The organism is Pseudomonas sp. B6001, from assembly GCF_013386015.1.
Taxonomy (GTDB): domain Bacteria; phylum Pseudomonadota; class Gammaproteobacteria; order Pseudomonadales; family Pseudomonadaceae; genus Aquipseudomonas.
Window position 1 is genome coordinate 185,635 of sequence record NZ_JACAOX010000002.1, and the last position, 21,506, is coordinate 207,140.

20 protein-coding genes and 1 riboswitch are annotated in these 21,506 nt (G+C 61.4%); of the genes, 13 read left to right on the top strand and 7 right to left on the bottom strand.

Going from position 1 to position 21,506, the window contains the following annotated elements; all coding sequences use genetic code 11:
* Positions 1-89 precede the first annotated feature (89 nt).
* From HX821_RS03145 to HX821_RS03160, 4 genes are all read left to right on the top strand, one after another.
* A complete protein-coding gene (locus HX821_RS03145; RefSeq protein WP_003216864.1) occupies positions 90-1,085 on the top strand; it encodes a metalloregulator ArsR/SmtB family transcription factor in 996 nt (331 codons plus the stop codon).
* A 19-nt stretch (positions 1,086-1,104) separates the two neighbouring features.
* Positions 1,105-2,295 (top strand): methionine adenosyltransferase, encoded by a 1,191-nt coding sequence (metK, locus tag HX821_RS03150; RefSeq protein ID WP_003216863.1) that lies wholly within the window; start codon positions 1,105-1,107, stop codon positions 2,293-2,295.
* Between the two features lie 143 nt (positions 2,296-2,438).
* Positions 2,439-4,124 carry an NAD-dependent DNA ligase LigB gene (gene ligB / locus HX821_RS03155; protein WP_256344254.1) on the top strand — a complete coding sequence of 562 codons (1,686 nt, stop codon included), beginning with the start codon at positions 2,439-2,441 and terminating at the stop codon, positions 4,122-4,124.
* 81 nt (positions 4,125-4,205) lie between these two features.
* Entirely contained in the window at positions 4,206-4,601 is a 396-nt protein-coding gene (locus HX821_RS03160) for a DUF1090 domain-containing protein (RefSeq protein WP_177035282.1), read from the top strand.
* A gap of 7 nt (positions 4,602-4,608) precedes the next feature.
* Here the strand turns inward: HX821_RS03160 and HX821_RS03165 are convergent, their stop codons facing one another.
* A complete protein-coding gene (locus HX821_RS03165; RefSeq protein WP_008434083.1) occupies positions 4,609-5,058 on the bottom strand; it encodes a cytochrome c in 450 nt (149 codons plus the stop codon).
* A gap of 128 nt (positions 5,059-5,186) precedes the next feature.
* Here HX821_RS03165 and HX821_RS03170 point away from each other — a divergent pair, with 128 nt between their 5' ends.
* The gene (locus HX821_RS03170; RefSeq protein ID WP_177035283.1) at positions 5,187-6,356 is read left to right on the top strand and encodes a murein transglycosylase A; all 1,170 of its coding nucleotides are present in this window, start codon (positions 5,187-5,189) and stop codon (positions 6,354-6,356) included.
* A gap of 140 nt (positions 6,357-6,496) precedes the next feature.
* Here HX821_RS03170 and HX821_RS03175 read toward each other — a convergent pair whose 3' ends face one another.
* Together HX821_RS03175 and HX821_RS03180 are read right to left on the bottom strand one after the other, a co-directional pair.
* Positions 6,497-6,883 (bottom strand): MAPEG family protein, encoded by a 387-nt coding sequence (locus HX821_RS03175; RefSeq protein ID WP_003216858.1) that lies wholly within the window; start codon positions 6,881-6,883, stop codon positions 6,497-6,499.
* 31 nt (positions 6,884-6,914) lie between these two features.
* On the bottom strand, positions 6,915-7,748 hold the full coding sequence (locus tag HX821_RS03180; RefSeq protein WP_177022315.1) for an EamA family transporter: 834 nt from the start codon (positions 7,746-7,748) through the stop codon (positions 6,915-6,917).
* A gap of 454 nt (positions 7,749-8,202) precedes the next feature.
* Here HX821_RS03180 and HX821_RS03185 point away from each other — a divergent pair, with 454 nt between their 5' ends.
* A complete protein-coding gene (locus HX821_RS03185) occupies positions 8,203-9,468 on the top strand; it encodes a sodium:proton antiporter (protein WP_008434094.1) in 1,266 nt (421 codons plus the stop codon).
* Here HX821_RS03185 and HX821_RS03190 read toward each other — a convergent pair.
* Entirely contained in the window at positions 9,462-10,349 is an 888-nt protein-coding gene (locus tag HX821_RS03190) for a formate/nitrite transporter family protein (RefSeq protein WP_177035284.1), read from the bottom strand. The two genes, HX821_RS03185 and HX821_RS03190, sit on opposite strands and share 7 nt — an antisense overlap.
* Before the next feature lie 76 nt (positions 10,350-10,425).
* Positions 10,426-10,830: an acyl-CoA thioesterase gene (locus tag HX821_RS03195; protein WP_003216852.1), complete on the bottom strand. Its 405-nt coding sequence runs from the start codon at positions 10,828-10,830 to the stop codon at positions 10,426-10,428.
* 198 nt (positions 10,831-11,028) lie between these two features.
* A riboswitch (S-adenosyl-L-homocysteine riboswitch) is annotated at positions 11,029-11,134 on the top strand.
* 21 nt (positions 11,135-11,155) lie between these two features.
* On the opposite strand from HX821_RS03195, the gene ahcY reads away from it, so the two are divergent.
* The 5 genes from ahcY (at position 11,156) to HX821_RS03220 (ending at position 17,725) form a co-directional block, all read left to right on the top strand.
* Positions 11,156-12,565 (top strand): adenosylhomocysteinase, encoded by a 1,410-nt coding sequence (gene ahcY, locus HX821_RS03200; RefSeq protein ID WP_003216850.1) that lies wholly within the window; start codon positions 11,156-11,158, stop codon positions 12,563-12,565.
* Between the two features lie 176 nt (positions 12,566-12,741).
* A complete protein-coding gene (metF, locus tag HX821_RS03205) occupies positions 12,742-13,587 on the top strand; it encodes a methylenetetrahydrofolate reductase [NAD(P)H] (RefSeq protein WP_008434100.1) in 846 nt (281 codons plus the stop codon).
* A gap of 75 nt (positions 13,588-13,662) precedes the next feature.
* Entirely contained in the window at positions 13,663-14,745 is a 1,083-nt protein-coding gene (locus tag HX821_RS03210; RefSeq protein WP_177035285.1) for a hypothetical protein, read from the top strand.
* Between the two features lie 70 nt (positions 14,746-14,815).
* Positions 14,816-15,619, top strand: coding sequence for an ABC transporter substrate-binding protein (locus HX821_RS03215; protein WP_023659310.1), 804 nt, complete (start codon positions 14,816-14,818; stop codon positions 15,617-15,619).
* 222 nt (positions 15,620-15,841) lie between these two features.
* Positions 15,842-17,725, top strand: coding sequence for a DEAD/DEAH box helicase (locus tag HX821_RS03220; RefSeq protein WP_003216846.1), 1,884 nt, complete (start codon positions 15,842-15,844; stop codon positions 17,723-17,725).
* Positions 17,726-17,794: 69 nt separating this feature from the next.
* Here the strand turns inward: HX821_RS03220 and HX821_RS03225 are convergent, their stop codons facing one another.
* A complete protein-coding gene (locus HX821_RS03225) occupies positions 17,795-18,391 on the bottom strand; it encodes a YceI family protein (protein ID WP_003216844.1) in 597 nt (198 codons plus the stop codon).
* A 32-nt stretch (positions 18,392-18,423) separates the two neighbouring features.
* Positions 18,424-18,975, bottom strand: a complete 552-nt coding sequence (locus HX821_RS03230) for a cytochrome b (RefSeq protein ID WP_003216842.1) — start codon at positions 18,973-18,975, stop codon at positions 18,424-18,426.
* A gap of 280 nt (positions 18,976-19,255) precedes the next feature.
* Between HX821_RS03230 and HX821_RS03235 the strand changes: the two genes are divergently transcribed.
* A complete protein-coding gene (locus tag HX821_RS03235) occupies positions 19,256-20,662 on the top strand; it encodes an adenosylmethionine--8-amino-7-oxononanoate transaminase (protein ID WP_003216840.1) in 1,407 nt (468 codons plus the stop codon).
* Positions 20,663-20,748: 86 nt separating this feature from the next.
* A complete protein-coding gene (locus tag HX821_RS03240; protein WP_177035286.1) occupies positions 20,749-21,468 on the top strand; it encodes a 16S rRNA (uracil(1498)-N(3))-methyltransferase in 720 nt (239 codons plus the stop codon).
* The last annotated feature ends 38 nt before the right edge of the window (positions 21,469-21,506 follow it).

The following is a 21,506-nucleotide window of genomic DNA, read 5'->3' on the forward strand; positions in this document are numbered from 1 at the left end:
TGCTTATAACCACCGATTATCGACCAATATCAAAACTTTTTGATATTGCCCTTGCGGGGTTTTCCCACCGTCACTAGACTGCTGGCCTTATGAACCTGAGCGCACCTTCCATTCGACCCGACGACAGCGACGAGCTGGCGGCCCTGTGCAAGGCCGGTGGCGATCCGTTGCGCCTGAATGTGTTGCGCGCGCTGACCAACGATTCGTTCGGGGTGCTGGAGCTGGCGCAGATCTTCGCCATCGGCCAATCCGGCATGAGCCACCACTTGAAGGTACTGGCCCAGGCCGACCTGGTGGCGACCCGCCGCGAGGGCAATGCGATTTTTTACCGTCGCGCCCTGCCCCACACCGAGCAACTGGGCGGCAAGCTGCACGCCGCGCTGCTCGAAGAAATAGACAGCCTGGCGCTGCCGGCTGACGTGCAGTCGCGCATCAGCCAGGTGCACGGGCAACGTGCTGCCGCCAGCCAGGACTTTTTCTCACGGGTAGCCGAGAAGTTTCGCGCCCAGCAGGATCTGATCGCCGGCTTGGCGCAATACCGCGAAAGCGTGCTGGCACTTTTGGACAAGCTGAGCTTCAGTGATGAGGCTACGGCGGTTGAAGTGGGCCCGGGTGACGGCGGCTTCCTGCCGGAGCTGGCGCGGCGCTTTCATCAGGTCACGGCGCTGGACAACAGCCCGGCGATGCTGGAGCTGGCCCGCCAATTGTGTGAGCGCGAAGCGCTGGGCAATGTCCACCTGCAGTTGGCGGACGCCCTGAATGACACCAGCCTGCGGGCCGATTGCGTGGTGCTGAACATGGTCCTGCACCATTTCGCCGCCCCGGCAGACGCCCTCAGGCAGATGGCAAATTTGCTGCAACCAGGCGGCAGCCTGTTGGTCACGGATTTATGCAGCCACAACCAGAGTTGGGCCAGGGAAGCCTGCGGTGATCTCTGGCTGGGTTTTGAACAGGACGATCTGGCCCGTTGGGCCACCGCTGCGGGACTCGTTCCCGGGGAAAGCCTCTATGTAGGTTTACGTAATGGTTTCCAGATTCAGGTCCGCCATTTTCAGCGGCCGGCTGGCGACACTCACCATCGGTAAATATCAGGAAAACATCGAGATGAGCGAATACTCCCTTTTCACCTCCGAGTCCGTGTCTGAAGGGCATCCGGACAAAATCGCCGACCAGATCTCTGACGCGGTGCTGGACGCCATCATCGCTGAAGACAAGTTCGCCCGAGTGGCGTGCGAGACTCTGGTGAAAACGGGCGTGGCGATCATCGCCGGCGAAGTCACCACCTCTGCCTGGGTAGACCTGGAGCAGATCGTGCGTGATGTGATCATCGACATCGGCTACAACAGCTCCGACGTCGGCTTCGACGGTGCGACCTGCGGCGTGATGAACATCATCGGCAAGCAGTCCCCTGACATCAACCAGGGTGTCGACCGTGCCAAGCCTGAGGATCAGGGCGCCGGCGACCAGGGCCTGATGTTCGGCTATGCCAGCAACGAAACCGACGTGCTGATGCCGGCACCGATCACCTTCTCCCACCAGTTGGTGAAGCGCCAGGCCGAAGCCCGTAAATCCGGTGCATTGCCATGGCTGCGCCCGGACGCCAAGTCCCAGGTGACCTGCCGTTATGAAGGCGGCAAAGTCGTCGCCATCGACGCGGTGGTACTGTCGACCCAGCACAACCCGGACGTTTCCTACGCCGACCTGCGCGAAGGCGTCATGGAGCTGATCGTCAAGCACGTGCTGCCTGCCGAACTGCTGACCAAGGACACCCAGTTCCACATCAACCCGACCGGCCAGTTCATCATCGGTGGCCCGGTGGGCGACTGCGGCCTGACCGGTCGCAAGATCATCGTCGACAGCTACGGCGGCATGGCCCGTCACGGCGGTGGCGCGTTCTCCGGCAAGGATCCATCCAAGGTTGACCGTTCGGCGGCCTACGCCGGTCGTTACGTGGCCAAGAACATCGTGGCCGCCGGCCTGGCCGAGCGTTGCGAGATTCAAGTGTCCTACGCAATCGGTGTGGCCCAGCCTACGTCGATCTCGCTGAACACCTTCGGTACCGGCAAGATCAGCGACGACAAGATCGTCAAGCTGGTGCGTGAGATCTTCGACCTGCGTCCTTACGCAATCACCACCATGCTCGACCTGCTGCACCCGATGTACCAGGAAACTGCGGCCTACGGCCACTTCGGTCGTACCCCTGAGCAGAAGACTGTCGGCAACGACACGTTCACTACGTTCACCTGGGAAAAGACCGACCGTGCCAACGACTTGCGTACTGCCGCCGGCCTGTAATCGTCCTACGGTGTACACAAAGCCCCGGCGTTCTGTTCAAGCGAGCAGAAACATCGGGTAAAAAGCCTCGCGGTTGCGGGGCTTTTTTATGCCCGCAGGGATGGCTTAGGCTGGGCGCCCTTTTCAGAGCAAGGATGCTCATGATGACGTCACTTATGCGCTGGCTGTTTTTCCTTTTACTCAGCTTCTCGCCGCTCACTGCGTGGTCGCAGGAGTGCCCCGACTGGGAGGCCGATCACGCCCGGGCCCAGATCAGCACCCTGGCGCAACAAATCCGCTTGTGGGATGACAGCTACCACCGGCTCGGCCAGTCATTGATCAGCGATGAGCTGTATGACCAGGCCAGCCAGCGCCTTGCCCAATGGCGCAGGTGTTTCACTCCCTCCGCCCCAGTCACGGACGACCCGCTGGGCAGCTCGCGGGGCACGACCGCCCACCCGACGCCCCACACCGGCCTGGAAAAACTGCTGGACGATAACGCCGTGCAAACCTGGCTGGGGACTCGCCAGGACGTGTGGATCCAGCCCAAGGTCGATGGCGTCGCCGTCACGCTGGTTTACCGCAAGGGCCGGTTGAGCCGGGTCATCAGTCGCGGCGATGGCCGGCTGGGCCAGGATTGGTCAGCCTCCGCCCGCCGGATTCCGGGGATCGTGCAGCAACTGCCCGAGCCCGTTGACCTGCTGTTGCAGGGCGAACTCTATTGGCGACTGAATGACCATGTGCAAGCTGCCAAAGGTGGCCTCGGCGCCCGCGGCAAAGTGGCCGGGCTGATGAATCGCCGGCAGTTGAGCGACGCCGAGGCCGCCAATATCGGTCTGTTTGTCTGGGCCTGGCCCCAGGGCCCCGATGACTTTTCCGAGCGGCTGAGCCAGCTGGCGCAGTGGGGCTTCACCGACAGCGGGCGCTACAGCCACCCGATCAAGGACATGACCGAAGCGGCGCACTGGCGCAGCTATTGGTACAGCCACCCGCTGCCCTTCGCCAGCGACGGCGTGGTATTGCATCAAGGCCAGCGGGCCCCGGCCGAGCGCTGGCGGGTCAGCGCGCCCTACTGGGCGGTTGCCTGGAAGTACCCGGTGGCCAAGGCGCTGGCCCATGTGCGCAAGGTGCACTTCAAGATTGGCCGCACCGGGCGCATCACCTCCATCCTGGAGTTGGAACCGGTACTGCTCGATGACCGGAAGATCAGCCGGGTCAGTGTCGGTTCGCTGAAACGCTGGCGGGAACTGGATATCCGTACTGGCGACCAGGTCTCCATCAGCCTCGCCGGGCACGTCATCCCACGCCTTGACCGCGTCATCCTGCGCAGCCAGCCACGGGCCGAGTTGCAGGTCCCGCAGGCCAGGGACTTCCACCCCTTGAGTTGCTGGCAACTGGCCCCGGGTTGCGAAGAACAGCTGCTCGCGCGCCTGACCTGGCTGAGCGGCGCCCAGGGCCTGGCCCTGCCACACATCGGCCGCGAAACCTGGAACACCTTGATCCAGGCCGGCCTGATCGACGGCCTGCTCGATTGGTTAACCCTGGATGAGGCAGAGCTTGCTAACATTGATGGCTTCGGCGAACGCAGCAGTGCGCGTTTACTCGACAGCTTGCGCAGCGCCCGGCAGCGACCGTTCGCGCAATGGCTGATGGCCCTGGGAGTACCGCCCACGGCCCGCAACAATCTACAAGGCGGCTGGCAAACCCTGGCCGCCAGAGACACTCAAGCCTGGCTGGCCGAAGACGGCATAGGCCCGGGTCGCGCGGCGCAACTGAGCGCCTTTTTTCGCGACCCGCAGGTGCTGGCCTTGAGTGAAACATTACGGGCTGCCGGGATAGATGGTTTTTGACCTCTGCCCGACGGCATTAACCGGTGCCGGCAGAATTCATCCTGCCCACCTGATTGCGACCTTGTTTGCCTTGGAGCCTTTATGAAATTTCTTGCACCTTTTGCCCTGTTGACCGTCGCTACCCTTATGTCCGCGCCATTGCTGGCAGCCGAGGAAGCTGCGCCACTCACAGGCTGCGCCGCCAAGCGCGAGTCCATCAGCACCCAGATCGAACAAGCCAAGGCCCACGGCAACAGTGAGCAACAAGCCGGCCTGGAAAAAGCCTTGAGTGAACTCACCGTCAACTGCACCGATGCCTCCTTGAAAAAGGAGCGGGAAAACAAGGTGCTCGACGCCAAGCACGAAGTCAGCCGCCGTCAGGCTGACCTCGACAAGGCCATGAAGAAGGGTGACTCCGACAAGATCAACAAGCGCAAGGACAAGCTGGCCCAGTCACGCAAGGACTTGCAGGAAGCCCTGGACGAACTGGACAAGTAAGACGGCCTCAGTGATCGCGGAACTGTTTATGGCACGCGGTGCAGGCATCTTCGACTTTCTGCACCGCCGGCCCGAGGTTGCTGGCCTTGTAGGGCTGGACCTGGCTGGCGATCACCAATTCACCGGTGGCCGTTTCAAGGTTTCGAGCCATTTCCTGGAAACGTGCCTGCTGCTGCCACACGTCGTCCTTGGCGCTGGTGTGGTCTTCTTCACGCACGCTCGGGAAATGTTTCCACGGTTCGTGGGACAACGCATCAAGCTTGACCGCGCCTTCGGCAAATTTGCCGCCGTCGAATGGAATGCGCCCACGCAGCATGCCGCCCAGGTCTTCGCCGGTCTTGAGCATCTGCTTGAAAATGGCCTTGCGCTGGCCAAGGGGCGAATTCGGATCAACCCCGCCGCAGGCGGACAGTGTCAGGCAGGCCAGCAATACAACGGTCAGTCTTTTAAAAGTCATGATGGCTCAAGGTTACGGGAAACGGCGGCCAGTATCCTCGCCCCGCCCGCAAAGACCAATACCCCTATTAATAATAAGGGTTGCTCGAACGCCAGCCGATACGAGCAATCGCTTCAGGAATTTTGTGTATGAATACCCGTTTTAAGCCTTGGCGCCGCCTCGTGTGGGCCCTGCCAATGATCGCGCTGCTGGCCGGTTGCGACACCGGCAAGGACGAAAAAGCCAAGCCCCACGCCATTGCTACCTACGTCGGCGCCACCTGGGAAAACCTGCCGGCCGTGTCGGACAGCGACCTGCAAGCCGGCTTTGAATCCTGGCGCAGTGCCTGTCAACGACTCAAGGCTGACCCGGTGTGGGGCACGACGTGCGCGGCATCGGCCACTGTGCCGTCGACGGCAGTGGCGATTCGTGACTTCCTCAAGGCCAACCTCGACGTCTACGGCCTGCGCTCGGCAGACAACAGCCCCAACGGCCTGATCACAGGCTACTACGAACCGGTTTACCCCGGCAGCCTCACCGAAACCGCCACCGCCCATGTACCGGTGTTCGGCGTGCCGGATGACCTGATCATCGTCAACCTGGAAAGCATCTACCCGGAGCTCAAGGGCAAGCGCCTGCGCGGTCGCCTGGAAGGCCGGGTACTCAAACCCTATGACGACGCCAGCACCATCAACCACCAAGGCTCCACCGCCAAGCCCATCGCCTGGCTGACCAACCCGATGGACCTGCAATTCCTGCAGATCCAGGGTTCCGGTCGTATCCAACTGGCCGACGGCCGCCAATTGCGGGTGGGTTACGGTGACCAGAACGGTTACCCGTACCGCCCCATCGGCCGCTGGCTGGTGGAGCAGGGCGAGCTGAAAAAAGAAGACGTGACCATGGGCGCCATCGCGGCCTGGGCCAAGGCGCATCCGCAGCGTATTCCTGAATTGCTGGCAAGCAACCCCAGCTACGTGTTCTTCAGTGCCCGCCCCGACAGCAACGAAGGCCCGCGTGGCTCGCTGAACGTGCCGCTGACTGCGGGGTATAGCGTTGCGGTGGATCGCAAGGTGATTCCGCTGGGCAGCCTGTTATGGCTGTCGACTACCCGACCGGATGGCGCGCCGATTGCCCGCCCGGTGGCCGCGCAGGATACCGGTGGTGCAATTACCGGCGAAGTGCGGGCCGACCTGTTCTGGGGAACCGGTGATGCCGCCGGCGAGTTGGCGGGCAACATGAAGCAGCAGGGCCAGATCTGGATGCTGTGGCCCAAAGGCGCAGCGTTGCCAAAAGTGCCGGATGTGCCGACAGGCACCTGAAGAACACCAAGGTCTATGTGAGAGCGGGCTTGTGTGGGAGCGGGCTTGCTCGCGAATACGGTGTGTCAGTCACCGGATGTATCGACTGATCCACCGCATTCGCGAGCAAGCCCGCTCCCACACTAGAACAGTGTCAGGCTTCAGATCGAGACGAAGAAAAAGCTCGCAATCAACGCCATCCCTACCGCCCACACCACCGACCGCAGCATCGCCCAGTCCGCCAGGTAGCAGATGATGTAGAGCAACCGGCTGGTGATGAACAGCACCGCCAGGACGTTGATCGTCACCAGCGACGCAACGCCAGCCAGATGGGCAATGATCACCGCGGCCGCAAAGGCCGGGGTCACTTCGAAGCTGTTGAGTTGCGCACTGTGGGCGCGCTTGGCAAACCCCTCGAGGGTGTCGAGGAACGCCCGCGGGTCATGGTTCTGCCGGGGCCCGAACTTGCCGCCGCTGAACTTGGCCACGCCCGTGCACAGGTACGGCAGAAAAATTGCGATCAACACACACCAGAAAGCGACTGTCATAACCCATTCCTTTTTTAGTTTTATCCGACGGTTAGAGTTTCATCACGAACATGCCGATCAGCACCAACCCACAGGCTATGAGCCGTGGGCGGCCGAAAGGTTCTTTCAGGTAACGCATGCCGAACAGCACCACCAGGATCACGCTGACTTCCCGCAGCGCAGCGGCTTCGGCAATCGAGCCCAACTGCATGGCCCAAAGCACCAGAGCGTAGCTCAACAACACGCACAACCCGACACTCAGCCCCAGCCTCCACTGCGTGCGCCAGAACAGCCCGAACGCCACCCGCTTGCGCAGCACCGCCAGCAACGGAAACGGCCATGCGCTTATCAGCGTCAGCCACACCAGGTAGTCCAGCGGGTGTGACCAACGGCGCAATGCCTGGCCATCGAGGAAGGTGTAGCAACCGATACACAAGCCGATCAACGCCACCACCGGCAGCATCGACCAGGGCAACCGGTCGCCACCGCCGCCCTGCCACAACAGGCACAGCATGCCGAACGGGATCAGCAGAATGCCGAGAATCTGCTGGGTACTGAGCACCTCACCGGCAAACACCAGCGTCAGCGCCAGCACCACCAAAGGCGACAAGCCGCGCATCAATGGGTACACCAAGCCCAGGTCACCCACGCGATAGGCCTGGATCAGCAGGTAGCGGTAGAGCAATTCAAACAACGCCGAGGCGATGATCCACGGCCAGATTTCCAGTGGCGGAAACGATACAAACCCCACCGCCAGCACCACAAACAGCAACGCCACCGTGTCCATGCACGCGATGACCAACAGGCGCTCGCCGCTGAATTTGATCAAGGTGTTCCACGTCGCATGCAACAACGCCGCTACCAGTACCAGAGCTGTTGCAATCACGGTGACTCCCCAGTCATAAAAAGCGGAATTGATTCGTCATATTTCAGCACCTGTTTATACTAAAGCCGACCACGCCGCACTCAGTTGCGCAAAGACCTGGACCAATAAATTTTTGCCGCTGCCCGATCTTCGCCGATCCGGGCGTCGGCCTGCGTATGCCTGATCAGAGCGCCGCGATTACCGAAGGAGATCCTCGCATGCCGCCCGGTGCCCTGGATCGGCGGGATGGTGGTGGCGGCACTTTTGTTCATCGACCTGCAACGTCGTCGCCCGGCTGCGGTCAACGTAGCCAACTGATAAATGTGTTCTGTGTGGGAGCTGTCGAGCTTTAGCGAGGCTGCGATACAGGCGCTGCGGTCTTGCAGCCTCACCCAGGTGATGCCATCGCAGCCTCGCTGGGGCTCGACAGCTCCCACATATGATCTCTACTCACTCCTCCATCCAAGGACCCCGGATGCTTGAACTTGTCGCTGCGTTTATTTGCCTCACCACCCTGCTCACGTATGTGAACTACCGCTTCATCGGCCTGCCGCCCACCATTGGTGTGATGGTGACGGCGCTGATGTTTTCCCTGCTGCTGCAAGGCTTGAGCTTTATCGGCTACCCCGGCCTTGAAGAGCGCATCCAGCAGTTGATCGGCCAGATCGACTTCGGCGACTTGCTGATGAACTGGATGCTCTCGTTCCTGCTGTTCGCCGGCGCCTTGCACGTCAACCTGAGCGACCTGCGCAGTTACCGCTGGCCCATCGGCCTGCTCGCCACCTTCGGCGTATTGATTGCCACGGTGGTGATCGGCAGCCTGGCCTTCTACATCTTTGCCCTGTTCGGCTGGCACGTGAGTTTCCTGTACTGCCTGCTGTTCGGCGCACTGATTTCCCCCACCGACCCGATTGCCGTGCTCGGTGTGCTGCGGACCGCCAATGCGTCGAAACCACTGAAAACCACCATCGTCGGCGAATCGCTGTTCAACGACGGCACGGCGGTGGTGGTGTTCACCGTGTTGCTGGGCATCGCGCAACTGGGCGAGACGCCTACGGTCGGCGCCACGGCCATGCTGTTTGCCCATGAGGCGATTGGCGGCGTGGTGTTTGGCGGGCTGATCGGCTACATCGTGTACCTGATGATCAAGAGCATCGAGCAGTATCAGATCGAAGTGATGCTGACCCTGGCCCTGGTGATCGGCGGCTCGGCGATGGCCACTGAACTGCACGTCTCGGCACCCATTGCGATGGTGGTGGCGGGCCTGATCATCGGCAACCTCGGCCGCAAGCTGGCGATGAACGACATGACCCGGCGCTACCTGGACGGTTTCTGGGAACTGCTCGATGACATGCTCAACGCCCTGCTGTTTGCGCTGATCGGCATGGAACTGTTGCTGTTGCCGTTCAACTGGCTGCACGTGTTGGCCGCCAGTTTGCTGGCGGTGGCAATCCTGTTGTCACGCCTGCTGACGGTGGCCCCGGCGATCCTGCTGCTGCGCCGCTGGCGCACGGTGCCCCGCGGCACTATCCGCATCCTCACCTGGGGCGGCTTGCGCGGCGGGGTTTCCGTGGCACTGGCCCTGGCCCTGCCACTGGGCCCGGAGCGTGACTTGCTGCTGAGCATCACCTACATCGTGGTGCTGTCTTCGATCCTGTTGCAGGGCTTGAGCATCGGCAAGCTGGTCAAGCATGTGACCAAGGATGAGCCGGCGCCTGCTGCGGCGCCGGAGACTCACTGACCCTTGTTGATCTGCTGCGGATGCCTAGGGTCCGCAGCGGCTTTGCCCGGCAGGCTGCTTTCGCTGCGAATCTGCGCATGGCTGATCAGCGCAAAGATAAAGCTGCCGCCGATGATATTGCCCGCCAGCGTCGGCCCGGCGAACACCAGCCAGAAGTCTTTCCACGGCAGCTCGCCGGCGAATACCAGGTACGACACTTCCGCCGAGCCCACCACGATGTGAGTGAAGTCTCCCAGTGCCATCAGGTAGGTGATCAGGATGATGATCCAGATTTTGGCGCTTTCCATGGATGGGATCATCCACACCATGGTGGCGATCATCCAGCCCGACACGATGCCCTTGGCGAACATCTGGTAGGCGTCGTTTTCCATGACCTTGCGCCCGATTTCCAGGAAGGCCAGGTCGGTCTTGGTGTCAAAGATCGGCAAGTGCAGCATCACGTACGCCACCAGCAAGGTGCCGCACAGGTTGCCCACCAGCACCACGGCCCATAAACGCAGCAGGCGTGCGAAATTCTTCAGCGTGGGTTTGCTCATCACCGGCAACACCGCGGTCAGGGTGTTTTCGGTGAATAACTGCTGACGGGCGAGGATCACGGCAAGAAAGCCGGCGCAGTAACCAAAACTGGCGATCACCTTGAACTCTTCGCCATCCGGCAGGCGCGAGTTGAGCAAGCCCATGCCCATCAGTGACAGGCCCATGGTCAGGCCGGCGGCCAGCGCCGACCACCACAACGCGGCGACGTTGCGCTCCAGTTCCTGATCGCCTTGAGTGCGGATGATTTCATGCAGAACCGCCGCGCGAGGCGGCTGGTTCTTGTCGACGTCGTGCTGCTCTTCCTGCGACAGATTGGGGGTCTTGCCGTCTTCTTGCTTGGCCATGGTGATACCTGAACGGGGGGCGATGTTCAGGTACGACCTATGGTTGATCAAGAGCGTTCACTGGCCCTGCGCAGGATTACTCGCCGAGGCCTTCCGACTGGAACTGATCCTTCACGTACTTGATCTCGGTACGGCCGTGGGGCGCTGGCAACCCGTCTTCACCCAGGTTCACGAAGACCATTTTTTCCACCGTCAGAATGCTCTTGCGGGTGATCTTGTTGCGCACTTCACAGGTCAGGGTGATGGAGGTGCGACCGAACTCGGTGGCGGTGATGCCCAGTTCGATGATGTCGCCCTGGCGCGAGGCGCTGACGAAGTTGATTTCGGAGATGTACTTGGTCACCACCCGTTGGTTGCCCAACTGGACAATCGCGTAGATGGCCGCTTCTTCGTCGATCCAGCGCAGCAGGCTGCCACCGAACAGGGTGCCGTTGGGGTTGAGGTCTTCGGGTTTTACCCATTTGCGAGTGTGGAAGTTCATGTTCACTCCAAAGCGTGTTGCGAAATGATGGGCAACATCATGGCAGAGGCCGGGCCCAAGCTCTATGAGCCATTGCCTATCAACCCCATGAGCGATCTTCATGCCGCCGACAGAAAGGCTTTAGAAGTCAGGCGCAGGCGGCTATAATCGCCTCCGCTTCAAAACGGTCATCTTCGATTGATACCGTTCTCCCGCCACCTGTCCGAGGGGCGCTGCAGCAGGCTCGACCTGTCAGGCTCGGATGGGGCGTTGTCCGGCCTGGTTAGCCAGCTGGATACTAAACGCACAACGGCGCCCATTCGCACACTACGAATGGAGGCTCTTCATGAGCGCTGTAATCACGCCTGCAGGTTTTACCGACTACAAAGTCGCCGACATGTCCCTCGCTGCCTGGGGCCGTCGCGAAACCTTTATCGCCGAATCCGAAATGCCAGCCCTGATGGGCCTGCGTCGCAAGTACGCCGCTGAGCAGCCGCTCAAGGGCGCGAAGATTCTCGGCTGCATCCACATGACCATTCAGACTGCCGTGCTGATCGAAACCCTGGTTGCCCTGGGTGCCGAAGTACGCTGGTCGTCCTGCAACATTTTCTCGACTCAAGACCAGGCCGCTGCCGCTATCGCTGCTGCCGGTATCGCCGTGTTCGCCTGGAAAGGCGAAACCGAAGAAGAGTACGAGTGGTGCCTGGAGCAAACCATCCTCAAGGATGGCAAGCCATGGGACGCCAACATGATCCTCGACGACGGCGGCGACCTGACCGAGCTGCTGCACAAGAAATACCCGCAGATCCTCGACCGCGTCCACGGCGTGACCGAAGAAACCACCACCGGCGTACACCGCCTGCTGGACATGCTGGCCAAGGGCGAGCTGAAAATCCCGGCCATCAACGTCAACGACTCGGTGACCAAGAGCAAGAACGACAACAAGTACGGCTGCCGTCACAGCCTGAACGATGCGATCAAGCGCGGCACCGACCACCTGTTGTCCGGCAAGCAAGCGCTGGTGATCGGCTACGGTGACGTGGGCAAGGGTTCGTCCCAGTCCCTGCGTCAGGAAGGCATGATCGTTAAAGTCTCCGAAGTCGACCCGATCTGCGCCATGCAAGCCTGCATGGACGGTTTCGAAGTGGTTTCGCCGTTCATCAACGGCCAGAACGACGGCACCGAAGCCAGCATCGACAAGGCCCTGCTGGGCAAGATCGACCTGATCGTGACCACCACCGGCAACGTGAACGTGTGCGACTCGAACATGCTCAAGGCCCTGAAAAAGCGCGCCGTGGTGTGCAACATCGGTCACTTCGACAACGAAATCGACACCGCTTTCATGCGCAAGAACTGGGCATGGGAAGAAGTGAAGCCACAGGTACACAAGGTTCACCGTACCGGTGCTGGCGATTTCGACCCGCAGAACGATGACTACCTGATCCTGCTGGCCGAAGGCCGTCTGGTGAACCTGGGCAACGCCACTGGCCACCCAAGCCGCATCATGGATGGCTCGTTCGCCAACCAGGTACTGGCGCAGATCTTCCTGTTCGGCCAGAAATACGCCGACCTGTCGCCCGCCCAGAAAGCCGAGCGCCTGACCGTGGAAGTACTGCCGAAGAAACTCGACGAAGAAGTGGCCCTGGAAATGGTCCGCGGCTTCGGCGGCGTAGTGACTCAACTGACCAAGACCCAGGCCGACTACATCGGCGTGACGGTCGAAGGCCCGTTCAAGCCGCACGCTTACCGCTACTGATTTGCCTGCTGCCTGCTCCCCATGTGGGGGCAGGCTTTTGTGGGAGCGGGCTTGCTCGCGAAGGCGGTGTGTGTCAGTCGACTTATCTACTACTGACATACCGCCTTCGCGAGCAAGCCCGCTCCCACATTGACGGTGTGCACCTTCTGGCTTTATGAGTTTCCATAGGTATGACCATGTCCCAAGACCGTCGCTACAGCTTCGAGTTCTTCCCGACCAAGACCGATGCTGGGCATGAAAAACTGATGGCAACTGCCAAGCAGTTGGCCAGCTACCACCCCGATTTCTTCTCCTGCACCTACGGTGCCGGTGGCTCCACCCGCGATCGCACGATCAACACCGTGCTGCAGCTGGAAAGCCAAGTCAAAGTACCTGCAGCTCCGCATTTGTCCTGCGTGGGCGACAGCAAGGCCGACCTGCGCAGCCTGCTGACCCAATACAAGCAAGCCGGCATCAAGCGCATCGTCGCCCTGCGCGGTGACCTGCCGTCCGGCATGGGCATGGCCAGCGGCGAGCTGCGCTACGCCAATGACCTGGTGAGCTTCATTCGCGAAGAAACCGGCGATCACTTCCACATCGAAGTGGCCGCTTATCCGGAGATGCACCCCCAGGCGCGCAATTTCGAAGACGATCTGCAGAATTTCGTGCGCAAGGCCAACGCCGGCGCCAACAGCGCGATCACCCAGTACTTCTTCAACGCAGAGAGCTACTTCTACTTCGTTGAGCGTGTACAAGCGATGGGCGTGAACATCCCGATCGTGCCGGGCATCATGCCGATCACCAACTACAGCAAACTGGCGCGCTTCTCTGACGCCTGCGGCGCGGAAATCCCACGCTGGATTCGTAAACAACTGGAAGCCTACGGCGACGACGTCAAGAGCATCCAGGCGTTCGGCGAACAGGTCATCAGCGAAATGTGTGAACAATTGTTGCAAGGTGGCGCGCCAGGGTTGCACTTCTATACCCTGAACCAGGCTGAGCCAAGCCTCGCTGTCTGGAACAACCTGAAGCTGCCACGCTAAGGTCTGTTCCGAAATGCAAAGGCCCTCATAATGAGGGCCTTTGCCGTTCTAAACGCCCACGGAATTCTGCAGTCCATGAATACAACCGCCCCGACGTCCCGCCCGCAACTGGTCTACCTGGTGTTCGGCGCAGAGACTTACCATCAGGAAGCGGTATTCAGCATCGCCAGCGCCCTGTCGTTCCTGCGGGACGAGCCGGACACAGGCATCGACATCCAGGTCTTCACCGACAACCCCGAGCCCTACCGCCTGCTGCCGGTACGGGTACGCCCGCTGGACGAAGCCACGCGCAAACGCTGGAGCGAGCCTCACGGCTACCACTTTCGCACCAAGCACGTAGTGCTGCGGCAAGTGTTGCAAGAATCCGAAGTGGCGCTGCTGATCGACACCGATACGTTTTTCCATCATTCGCCCCTGGCGCTGTTTGAACGCGTGCAACCGGGCACCCTGCTGTGCAACGCCTTCTACACCAAGTACGGCGACAACCACGAAAGCATTCTGTACAGCGCCCTGTACCAGCGCCTGCTGGACATGGGCGTGGCCGACGATGACATGATGACCCTCAATTCAGGGGTCATGGGCCTGACGCAGCAGGACGCGCACATCCTCGACCGCTCGATCGAGTTGATGGACGAACTGTTTCCCCATGCCCAGGGCGCCTACACCCTGGAAGAGTTCTGCCTGTCCATTGCCGCCTATCGCACCCTCAACGTGCGCGAATGCCCGGACCTGATCCACCACTACTGGAGCCGCAAGCAGCTGTTCCGGGCCAAGGTCAAGGCGTGGATCGCCAAGCATGGGGCAAACCCCACCAGCGCCACGGCCCTCGATGACACGCGCCAGGTTTCCGCCCACCTGCCCCGCCCGCCTCGTCTGCAACGCTTGATGTACAAGCTGATCACCCTGGCACTGCCCAAGCACCAACAGCAGTTCATCCGGGAAATCCTCTACGGCTGCTACGAACATGAAAACGAGTTCGACCAGGCGTGTGGCCCGGTTTGGTGGGACAAGGCCCGACAAAACCAGGAAGAGCGCCAGGGTCGACCGGTGGATGCCCATCTGCTGGAGCACTGGTTTGACAATCCCGTGGTGCGGCTGATTCTCGGCGAGCGGCGCGAGGCGATCTACGAACACCTGATCAAATCTCCGGGCAAGTAAACCTGGCGGGCGCCCGCAGATCACTGTGCCAGAGCTTCTCTTTAGCCCGATACAGTCGTAATCTCAGGGTATGCCTGTCACTTTCCGGTTATTGACTGCTGTTCTTTTCGCTTGCCTGAGCCTCGGTGCCCATGGCGAGAAACTGCGCATTGTCACCGAGCCCTGGGCGCCTTACGTCTACGACGACAACGGCACCATGCGCGGGCTCGACTACGAGACCACGGTGATCGTGTTCCAGCGCCTGGGCATCGATGTGGATTGGCAATTCCTGCCCTGGAAGCGCTGCCTGGCGATGCTCGACCAGGGCCAGGCCGACGGCGCACTGGATATTTTCCATAGCCATGAACGCGACGCGGTGCTGCTGTACCCCAGCGAGCCGCTGTCCGAGGTGGAGTTCGTGCTGTTCTACGCCAATCAGCGCCCACACCCGTTCCAGACCTTCGACGACCTGCGCGGCCTGACCATCGGCACCTCGCCAGGCTACCTCTATGGCGCCGAATTCAGCGAGTCCACCCTCTTCAAGCAGGAGCCGGCCGCCAGCCATGAGGCCAACTTCGGCAAACTGGCCCTTGGCCGGATCGACCTGGTGATCACGGACCGTCGGGTTGGCCAGCATGTACTCAAGGCCCTTGGACTTGAGGACCAGGTCACCCAGGCACCCCAGGTAGTCAGCAGCCAGCCACAGTTCCTGGCCGTGCGCCGCGGTGCCGGCATGGATTTGCTGGTGCAACGCTTCGCCGCCGAACTCAAACGCTTCAAGCAAGAGCCTGCCTACGCGGCCTTGAGCGCCAAATATGCCGGCAGCAGCCCGCAAACCAGCGCATCAGCCCTGCCCGTACGCACCGTTGAGCAGCAGGAAAGCAGCGCAGAGTGATTGCTCTGTTATACTCCGGCCTTTCCGCCAGGCTTACGCCCGGACGCTTCGGTCTTGCAAAAGGCACCCGACCCCGCTACAGCGCAGCTTTCAAGCCCGCGCGAGCCGTCTGAGTGCCCGCCAGCCCCAGCAGGACCGGACGGGATTGCGTTCATCTAAACGCCATTCACGCCAGGCAAGACTATCCCTCTGGGCCAAGCCCTAACTAAAACAGGATTACTCATGTCCTTTGCTTCCCTCGGTCTCTCCGAGGCTTTAGTCCGCGCCATCGAGGCAGCGGGCTATACCGAGCCTACTCCGGTGCAACAGCGGGCCATTCCCGCCGTGTTGCAAGGCCGCGACCTGATGGTTGCGGCTCAGACAGGTACTGGTAAAACCGGCGGCTTCGCCCTTCCGATCCTGGAGCGGTTGTTCCCCAACGGTCACCCGGACAAATCCCAGCGTCATGGCCCGCGCCAACCGCGCGTACTGGTCCTGACCCCTACCCGCGAACTCGCCGCCCAAGTGCATGACAGCTTCAAGCTGTATGCCCGCGACTTGAAGTTCGTCAGCGCCTGCATCTTCGGCGGCGTCGGCATGAACCCACAGGTTCAGGCCATGTCCCGCGGTGTCGACGTACTGGTTGCGTGCCCGGGTCGTTTACTCGACCTGTGCGGCCAAGGCAGCGTCGATTTGTCCCACGTGGAAATCCTCGTGCTGGACGAAGCCGACCGCATGCTCGACATGGGCTTTGTCCATGACGTGAAAAAGGTCCTCGCGCGCCTACCGGCCAAACGCCAGAACCTGCTGTTCTCGGCCACGTTCTCCAACGACATCACCGCGTTGGCGGGCAAGTTGTTGCACAACCCCGAGCGCATTGAAGTCACGCCGCCGAACACCACGGTCGAGCGTATCGAGCAGCGCGTATTCCGCCTGCCGGCCGCCCACAAGCGTTCGCTGCTGGCCCACCTGATCACCGCCGGCGCGTGGGAACAGGTGCTGGTGTTCACCCGCACCAAGCACGGCGCCAACCGCCTGGCCGAGTACCTGGACAAGCACGGCCTCACCGCCGTCGCGATCCACGGCAACAAGAGCCAGAATGCCCGCACCAAAGCCCTGGCCGACTTCAAGGCCGGTGAAGTGCGCATCCTGGTCGCCACCGACATCGCCGCTCGCGGCCTGGACATCGACCAACTGCCCCACGTGGTCAACTTCGAGCTGCCAAACGTCGACGAAGACTACGTGCACCGTATCGGCCGTACTGGCCGGGCCGGTCGTTCGGGCGAGGCCATTTCCCTGGTCGCACCGGACGAAGAAAAGCTGCTGAAAAGCATCGAGCGCATGACCAAGCAGAAAATCGCCGACGGCGACCTGATGGGCTTCGACTCCAGCGCCGTTGAGGCCGAGAAGCCTGAAGTGCGCGAGCGTCCGGACGTGCGCAACCCGCGCAACAACCCACGCGGTCCGAAGGGCGATGGCCCGAACGGCGGCGGCGGTGGTGGCGGTCGTAAAGACAAGGGCAAGGACAAGGGCGGCAAGGACAAGGCTGCGACCAATGGCCGTGGCGAACGCCCGGCCCGTGAGCAAAAGCCCCGTGAAGGCACCCCGGCCCGCGAACAGCGCCAGCCAAGCCAGCCGCCACGTGCTGCTGCCGACCGTGCTCCGGACGAGTTCCTGGACGACGACGTGGACAACTTCGGTAACCGCGTTGACTACGTGCCCCAGGCCAAGCCGGCCCAGGGCCGTGGTCGTCGTCCGGGCGCTCCGGCCCAGGGCGCAGGCGCCGGTACTCCGCGTACCGGCGGCCAGCCACAAGGTCGCCAGAACGGTCCGCGCAGCAGCAACGGCGCCACCACCGGCACCCCGCCTGCCAAGCGCAGCGGCCCGCGCAACGGTGCACCGCGTGACGGCCAGGCCCGTCGCGAAGAGTCGCGCAACCGTCGCCCGGCCCGTGATGATCAACCTCGCCTGTCGGAGCCAGCGGTGCAAAACCCGCGCGGCGGCCCGGCACCGAAGATCATCCACAAAGAGTCGAAAAGCGATCGCACGCTGACACCTGAGCAGTTGGATCAACTGCCGGGCCGTCCACGTGGTGAAAAACCGGCGTTGCTGACCCGCAACCGCTGAGTTTTCAAAGCGCCATAAAAAATGCCCCGGATCGCGAGATCCGGGGCATTTTTGTGTGGCCGGCGAAAATTACTTCGCTTTCACACCTTCAAACGTCACGTACAGCTCAACGTTGTTGGACGCTGGACCCAGGTCCATCTGCTTGCCGAAGTCCTGGCGATTGAAGGAGGTAGTACCTTCAAAGCCGGCACGGTAGCCGCCCCATGGATCCTTGCCTTCACCCAGGAAGGTCGCCTTGACGACGATCGGCTTGGTCACGCCGTGAAAGGTCAGGTCGCCGGTCACGTCAGCAGTGACTTGGCCAGCGGCATTCTTGCCAGTGGTCTTGACGCTGGTGGAGACGAACTTGGCATCGGCAAACTTGCCAACGTCCAGGAAGTCTTTGCTGGCGATGTGCTTGTCACGTTCGGCGTGGTTGGTGAACACGCTGGCGGTGCGGACGTTGAACTCAATCTTGCTGTCTTCAGGCTTGGCAGCATCGAAGCTGAACTTGCCGTCCAGGTCCTTGAAGGTACCGGTGATGAAGCTGTAGCCCAAGTGGCTGATCTTGAAGTCAACGAAGGCGTGCTGGCCTTCCTTGTCGACAACGTAGTCAGCTGCCATCGCCTGACCGGCAGTCAGCAGGGCAGAACCGATGGCCAGAGCGGCGAGAGTCTTTTTCAACATGCTTTCTATTCCTTGTGAGTCGAGGTTGAACATCAGGCTTTGCGCCCCAGCATACGAACCAGGGTCACATCACGATCAATGAAATGGTGTTTCAGCGCGGCCACGCCATGCAGGCCGGCGAACACCACCAATACCCAGGCCAGGTACAAATGCACCACGCCTGCAGTGTCTGCCTGGTCCGGTAGCCCGGAAACCAGCGCAGGAATCTCAAACAAGCCAAACACCGGGATCCCGACACCGTCTGCGGTGGAAATCAGGTAACCGGCAATCATCACGGCAAACAGCCCGAGATACAGGAACGCGTGGCCAAACGCAGCCCCCAGACGCGTCATGCGGCTATAGCTGGCAAGCGGTGGCGGTGGCGGGCTGACCAGGCGCCAGACGATCCGCACGAGCATGATGGCGAACAGCGTAATGCCGATGCTCTTGTGCAGGTCCGGGGCGTCTTTGCGCCAGGCACTGTAGTAGTCGAGACCGACCATCCACAGGCCCAATGCGAACAGACCGAACACCACCAGGGCCACGCCCCAGTGCAAAACGATGCTGACCCAGCCATAGCGGGCCGGTGAATTACGTAGTTGCATGTCCCAAATCCCGTAAGAGCTGTGGCAAGACTATCGATTTACCTATCGAATTAAAGCGGAAAATTTCGCTTTGAAATATCGAGAAATACGATCAAGAGCGTATGCAGAGTAAGTTAACAAGAGATTAAGGACTATCCAGAAGAAACGTGACGGACTGTCCTGCGTTTACCACCAATTTACGCTTCAGACTCGCAATGGGTTGTGACACAGGCCTGCATTGCATAGGCTTGCGCGATTGTTTCGCCCGCGCACGTCGCGAGCCGCTTCGAGGAGAATGAACATGGGTTTGAATAACCAGTGGATGCAACGCGACCTTGCGGTGCTGTGGCATCCCTGCACCCAGATGAAAGACCACCAGCAACTGCCGCTGATCCCGATCAAGCGCGGTGAAGGCATCTGGCTGGAAGACTTCGAAGGCAAACGCTACCTCGACGCCGTCAGTTCCTGGTGGGTCAACGTGTTTGGCCACGCCAACCCGCGCATCAACCAGCGCATCAAGGACCAGGTCGACCAGCTGGAACACGTGATCCTCGCCGGTTTCAGTCACCAGCCGGTAATCGAGCTATCCGAGCGCCTGGTGAAGATGACCCCCGAAGGCCTGACCCGCTGCTTCTACGCCGACAACGGCTCGTCGTGCATCGAAGTCGCGCTGAAGATGAGCTTTCACTATTGGCTCAACCGCGGCCTGCCGAACAAGAAGCGCTTTGTCACCCTGACCAACAGCTACCACGGCGAGACCATCGCCGCGATGTCGGTAGGCGATGTGCCGCTGTTCACCGAGACCTATAAAGCCCTGCTGCTGGACACCATCAAGGTGCCGAGCCCCGACTGCTACCTGCGCCCCGACGGCATGAGCTGGGAAGAACATTCCCGGAACATGTTCCTGGCCATGGAGCAGACCCTGGCCGAAAACCACGACACCGTGGCCGCCGTGATCGTCGAGCCGCTGATCCAGGGCGCCGGCGGCATGCGCATGTACCACCCGGTGTACCTCAAGCTGCTGCGCGAAGCCTGCGACCGCTATGGCGTACACCTGATCCACGACGAAATCGCCGTGGGCTTTGGCCGCACCGGTACGATGTTCGCCTGCGAACAGGCCGGCATCCGCCCGGACTTCCTGTGCCTGTCCAAGGCCCTGACCGGCGGCTACCTGCCGCTCGCCGCGGTGGTCACCACCGACGATGTGTACGACGCCTTCTACGACGACTACCCGACCCTGCGGGCCTTCCTGCACTCCCACAGCTACACCGGTAACCCGCTGGCCTGTGCGGCGGCCCTGGCGACCCTGGATATCTTCGAAGAAGACAACGTCATCGAAAACAACAAGGCCCTGGCCCAGCGCATGGCCACCGCCACCGCGCACCTGGTGGACCACCCGCACGTCTCGGAAGTGCGCCAGACCGGCATGGTGCTGGCCATCGAGATGGTGCAGGACAAGGCCACCAAGACCGCCTACCCGTGGCAGGAACGCCGTGGCCTGAAGGTGTTCGAGCATGCGCTGGAGCGAGGCGCGTTGCTGCGGCCGTTGGGCAGCGTGGTGTACTTCCTGCCGCCGTATGTGATCACCCCGGAGCAGATCGACTTCCTGGCTGAAGTGGCCAGCGAAGGGATTGATATCGCCACCAACAGCAAGGTCAGCGTGGCGGTGCCCAAGGATTTCCACCCGGGGTTTCGTGATCCGGGCTGATTGAGTTGATCGTTCCCACGCTCCGCGTGGGAATGCAGCCATGGACGCTCCGCGTCCGCCCTGCACACTATTTCCAGAGAACAGAAATGAGACTGTCCCGCTTTTTTGTCGACGCCCCCCTGAGCCTTGGCGACCACGAGTTGCCGGAAGCCCAGGCGCACTACATCAGCCGCGTATTGCGCATGAGCGAAGGCGACCCCGTGCAGTTGTTCGACGGTTCCGGACAGGAGTTTCGCGCCAGCTTGCTGGAAGTCGGCAAAAAACGCGTGGTGGTGCAAGTCACCGAAACCTTCGCCGGGCAGGTCGAGTCGCCGTTGCAGATTCACCTCGGCCAGGGCCTGTCCCGTGGCGAGCGGATGGACTGGGCGATCCAGAAAGCCACCGAGCTTGGGGTGAATGAAATCACCCCGATCTTCAGCGACCGCTGCGAAGTGCGCCTCAAGGACGAACGCGCCGACAAACGCCTGCAGCACTGGCGCCAGGTGGCGATCAGCGCGTGCGAGCAGTGCGGTCGCTCGCGAGTGCCGGTGATTCACCCACCGCTGTTGCTGGCGGATTGGTTGAAACAGGCCGAAGCGGAGTTGAAGCTGGTGCTGCACCCGGTGGCCGAGCCTCTGGTGAGCCACGCCAAGCCTGGGAGCCTGGCCTTCCTGATCGGGCCGGAGGGTGGATTGACTGATGGGGAAGTCGAGACGGCACAAGGGGCGGGGTTTCATGCCGCACGGTTGGGCCCACGGGTGCTGCGTACCGAAACTGCGCCAGTTGTGGCGCTGGCCGTAGCCCAACAACTTTGGGGCGACTTCTAAACCCGTTTTGCAAACCCCATCAAATGTGGGAGCGGGCT